This is a genomic window from Oleiagrimonas sp. (genome assembly GCF_027858935.1).
Lineage (GTDB): Bacteria > Pseudomonadota > Gammaproteobacteria > Xanthomonadales > Rhodanobacteraceae > Oleiagrimonas.
The window spans coordinates 1-4,709 of the sequence record NZ_JAQIBU010000113.1 but is presented as its reverse complement, the minus strand read 5'-3'; the positions used below and the strand labels follow the sequence as shown (position 1 = coordinate 4,709).

The 4,709-nt window shown below is 64.1% G+C and carries 3 protein-coding genes and 1 pseudogene; all 4 read right to left on the bottom strand.

From position 1 onward, the window contains the following. Positions 1 to 2,483: heavy metal translocating P-type ATPase (locus PF446_RS04335; protein ID WP_298070022.1), on the bottom strand; the 2,483-nt coding region annotated here is incomplete at its 3' end. Continuing rightward, a complete protein-coding gene (locus PF446_RS04330) occupies positions 2,480 to 2,905 on the bottom strand; it encodes a heavy metal-responsive transcriptional regulator (protein WP_298070021.1) in 426 nt (141 codons plus the stop codon). The genes PF446_RS04335 and PF446_RS04330, both read right to left, overlap by 4 nt. Before the next feature lie 121 nt (positions 2,906 to 3,026). Further along, positions 3,027 to 3,182, bottom strand: a pseudogene (locus PF446_RS04325) (CsbD family protein); the annotation flags it as partial. Positions 3,183 to 3,392: 210 nt separating this feature from the next. Further along, positions 3,393 to 4,526 carry an SLC13 family permease gene (locus tag PF446_RS04320; protein ID WP_298070020.1) on the bottom strand — a complete coding sequence of 378 codons (1,134 nt, stop codon included), beginning with the start codon at positions 4,524 to 4,526 and terminating at the stop codon, positions 3,393 to 3,395. Positions 4,527 to 4,709 lie beyond the last annotated feature (183 nt).

Genomic DNA, 4,709 nt, shown 5'->3' with positions numbered 1-4,709 from the left:
GCGTTCGACACCACCGACACCGAGGACAGGCTCATCGCCAGCGCCGCGATCATCGGCGACAACAAAATGCCGAACACGGGATACAGCACGCCCGCGGCCAGCGGCACGCCAAGCGCGTTGTAGACAAAAGCGAAGAACAGGTTCTGGTGGATGTTGCGCACCGTGGCCCGCGACAATGCGCGGGCGCGCACCAGGCCAGCGAGGTCACCGCGTACCAGGGTCACCTGGGCGCTCTCCATGGCCACGTCGGTGCCGCTGCCCATGGCGATGCCCACGTCCGCCTCGGCCAGGGCCGGTGCATCGTTGATGCCGTCGCCGGCCATGGCCACGCGACGCCCCTGGGCCCGCAGCGCCTTGACGGCGTCGGACTTTTCACTGGGCGAGACGCCGGCGCGGACATCGTCGATGCCCAGCTCACGGGCCACGGCCTGCGCCGTGGTGGCGTTGTCGCCCGTCAACATCAGCAAGCGCAGCCCTTCGCCATGCAGGGCGGCAATCGCTTTCGCCGCGCCGTCCTTGATGCGGTCGGCAATGGCCAGCAACGCGACCACCTCGCCATCGGCCGCGAGAAACATCACGGTCGAGCCGTCCTCGCGCAGGCGCTCCGCCTGCTGCTGGCGATCCGCAGGCATATCCACGCCCAAGCCCTGCATCAGGGCATGGTTGCCCAGCGCCACGGTTCGTCCGTCGACGCGCCCGCTCACGCCCTGCCCGGCCACGGCCTTGAAATCCTCGAGCGAGGGAATGGGCAGGCCCTCGTCTTTCGCGCCGGCCAGCACGGCCCGCGCCAGCGGATGCTCACTGGGCTGTTCCAGTGCCGCCGCCAGCCCCAGCGCATCCTCGCGTGAAAGCTCGCCACAGGTCACCAGGCTGCGCAGCGAGGGACGGCCTTCGGTCAGGGTGCCGGTCTTGTCCATGACCAGCGTATCGACGTCACGCAGCGATTCGATCGCGCCGGCATCGCGGAACAACACGCCGTGCTGTGCACCACGCCCACTGGCGACCATGATCGAGATCGGCGTGGCCAGTCCCAGTGCACATGGGCAGGCGATCACCAGCACCGAGACTGCGGCGATCAGCGCATGCGCCAGACGCGGTTCGGGACCCACGAAGGCCCAGACCAGAAAGGCCAGTGCCGCCACGCTGACCACGGAGGGCACGAACCAGGCCGCGACCTTGTCCGCGATCCGCTGCAGCGGCGCCTTGCTGCGCTGGGCCTTGGCCACCAGCGCGACGATCTGCGAGAGCATGGTGTCGCTGCCGACCTTGCCCGCGCGCATGGTCAGGGCACCGTCCTTGTTGACGGTTCCTCCCGTCACCCTATCGCCCGTACCTTTGGCCACGGGAATCGGCTCGCCGGTCAGCATGGATTCGTCGATGTGGCTTTCACCACCGGTGACCTCGCCGTCGACCGGCACCTTCTCCCCCGGTCGCACCCGCAGCACATCACCCACCGTGACCGTATCCAGCGACACATCGTGCTCGCTGCCGTCGGCATCGATGCGGCGTGCAGTCTTCGGTGCCAGGTTGAGCAGGGCCTTGAGCGCATCGCCGGTGCGTCGGCGCGCGCGGAACTCGAGAAAATCGCCCAGCGAAACCAGGGTGACGATGGAGGCCGCCGACTCGAAATAGACCGCAACATGGCCATGCTCCCGGAAGCCGGCCGGAAACAGCCCCGGCAACAGAAAGGCCACGGCGCTGTATAACCAGGCGACACCGGTGCCCAGCGCAATCAGGGTGTACATGTTCGGGTTCCACGGCTTGAGCGAATTCCAGCCGCGCTTGAAGAATGCCGCCCCGCCCCAGAGCACGATCACCGAAGCCAGCAGCGCCTCGCTCCAGCGCAGCGGAGTACGCCACACTGCGGGCCACTGCAACCCCGTCAGATGCGGGCCCATCGCGATCACCACCACCGGCACAGTCAGGGCAACCAGGGTCCAGAAGCGGCGACTCATGGCGCGGATATCGCCGTCATCATCGTCGTCCGCACTGGGCATCATCGGCTCCAGGGCCATGCCGCACTTGGGACAATCGCCCGGACCTTCCTGCTCGATTTCGGGATGCATCGGACAGGTGTAGATGGCCCCCGGCGGCGCGGGTGCCGGAGCCGGCGCGGCTTCCAGGTAACGCGACGGATCGGCCTGGAACTTCTCGCGGCAGCCGGCCGAACAGAAGTGATAGGTGTGTTCGTCGTGTACGGCGCTGTGGCGGGGTTTTTCGGGATCGGTGGACATGCCGCACACCGGATCCATGCGCCGCTTTTCGATCTCGCGGTGGCGTCCCTTGGCGCGGATGGCCGCAGGATCGGCCTCGAACTTGTCGCGGCAACCATCGCCGCAGAAGAAATAGCGTTTACCCTCGTGATCGAGGTGGCGTGGCGATCCGGTATCCACGCGCATGCCGCAATTGGGATCGATGGCGTGGCCGTCATCCACGGCAAAGGCGATCCTGGGGCTGTCCTGCTCGTGCGTGCTCGTGTTCATGCATCCTCCCTGGAGGCAAGCGATTTCAGGATTGGGCATTGCGCCAGATCACCGTGGCCGGGACAGGCCTCGATGAGCTTCTTCAGTCCACGCTGAACCCGGCCCAACTCGTGGATTCGTTGCTCGACATCCCGCAGGCGGTTCTGGGCACGCGCCTTGACGCCGGCCACCCCCTTCTCGCGGTCGGTGGACAATGCCAGCAGCTCGCGAATGTCGTCCAAACTGAACCCAAGTTCCTTGGCACGGCGAATGAAAAGCAATTGCGCCACTGCATCGGGACCGTACTCGCGATAGCCTGATGGTCGACGTGGCGCCTGCGGCAAAAGCCCCTGGCGCTCGTAATAGCGAATGGTATCGACGCCCACACCGGCTTCCCGGGCGGCCACACCGATGCTGAAGGCGGATCGTTTGGCAGTTTCCATGCAGCCAGTCTAAACCCTTGACCTTGGTCAAGAGTCAAGGGTTTAGTGCACATGAAATAAGGCCGCGTGATCGCTCACGCGGCCTTTTCATCGAAGCATGGTGAATGCGTCATCGCCGCATTCAGGTCTTGACCTCAAACCGGTCGACCTGGCGTTCGGCTTCTTGCTTGGCGATGCCGTACCGTTCCTGGATCTTGCCGACAAGGTAATCGCGGTGTCCGGTGAGAACATCCAGATCGTCGTCGGTCAACTTGCCCCACTCCGACTTGAAATGTCCCTTGAGTTGTTTTCACTCACCCTTGATACGGTCCGATTGCATGCTCCACCTCACATTGCTGGAAGGAATCATTGGCGCGAAAAAACATGCGCCACTGAAAGCCATGAAAACATGCGGCGCATGAACATGGCATGGAGCAAAGGCAAAACCGCCGAACCCTGTTCAGCCGGCAGTGCATTTCAGCGCAGCGACCGCACGGACCGGACAAAATCACAGCAACCACCATGCCAACGTAGCGACCACCAGAAGGTAGGGCACCGAGATCAGGTGAAAGGTACGCCAGATCCTGCGGCTGCCTTCCAGACGCAGTGCAATCAGGTTGGCCAGCGAGCCGATGGCAAGCCCGCTGCCTCCAATATTCACGGCCATGGCCAGGTGCATCGGGTCCGGCGCACGATGCAACAGGGCCACTGTTGCCGGCACGTTGCTTATGGCCTGGGAAAGCACGATACCGCTGACGTAGACCACGGATGGATGGCCCCAATCCAGCTGTCCGAGCCACGCTCGCACGAATGGGATCTCGACCAGATGACCCAGTCCCATCAGCATCAATGCGATGATGGCCAGCAAGCTCCAGTCCACGCTGCCGATCACGTGGGGCCGCTGCCATCCAAACACGACAAGCACCAGCACCAGTGCCCACCAGACAAGACCCATCTGCAGCAGCCCGAGCAGGACCAGCAGCAGGACCAGTGACATCCCGCCCAGGCGCACATCCAGCCGCGTGCCCTGTTGCGGAGGTTCGATCGGATGCAACGCGCCCCCCTTCACCAGCCACCAGGTGGCCGCGAGCAGGACCAGCAGCATGATCGCCACCGTCGGCGCCATGGCCGCCACGAAATGCCCCATGCCTGCACCGGATGCCCGCCACAGCATGAGATTCTGGGGGTTGCCGATCGGGCTGAGCGCGGCTCCCGCATTCACTGCCAGAGCGACCAGGACCACCACGCGCACGCGCGGCAGTGCAACCCCTTCGCACAACGCCAGGGTCAGGGGAAGAATCAGGAACAGGCTGACATCGTTGGTCAGCAGCATCGCTGAGACCGCAGCCAGTCCCATCAGGACCAACACCAGCGTGCGCCGATTTGTCATGAACCGCAGCATGTGCCGCGCCAGTTTCTGGACCAGTCCGCTGGTGCGTATCCCCTGGGCCACGACCAGCAAGGCCAGCAGGCTGGCCAGGGTTGGCATATCGAGCCACTGCAGCCAGTCCCTGAAGGGGCGCGGATCGACCACGCCCAGAACGAGGTTCAACCCGAGCATGGTCAGCAGCAGGGGTTCGCCACGTGACCAAAGGGCAATGCGAGCGAAGATGTCGACACCGGCGGCGTGCAGGGAGCGCATCGGGCAAGCATAACCTTACGCATGAGCCGGCATGTCATGTCATAACAAGCGCACTAATGCTTATGCTCTGCGTTCAACTTCCATAGTGCCGCCGATGAACGACACCAAGCCTCTCGACACAAGCGCCGACCATGCATCCCATGCACACGATCATGCGCATCATCACGAAATCTCCAGCAATGC

Coding starts and splice junctions, on each gene's coding strand:
- PF446_RS04320 (WP_298070020.1), bottom strand. CDS start 4,526: ATGCGCTCCCTGCACGCCGCCGGTGTCGACATCTTCGCTCGCATTGCC.
- PF446_RS04330 (WP_298070021.1), bottom strand. CDS start 2,905: ATGGAAACTGCCAAACGATCCGCCTTCAGCATCGGTGTGGCCGCCCGG.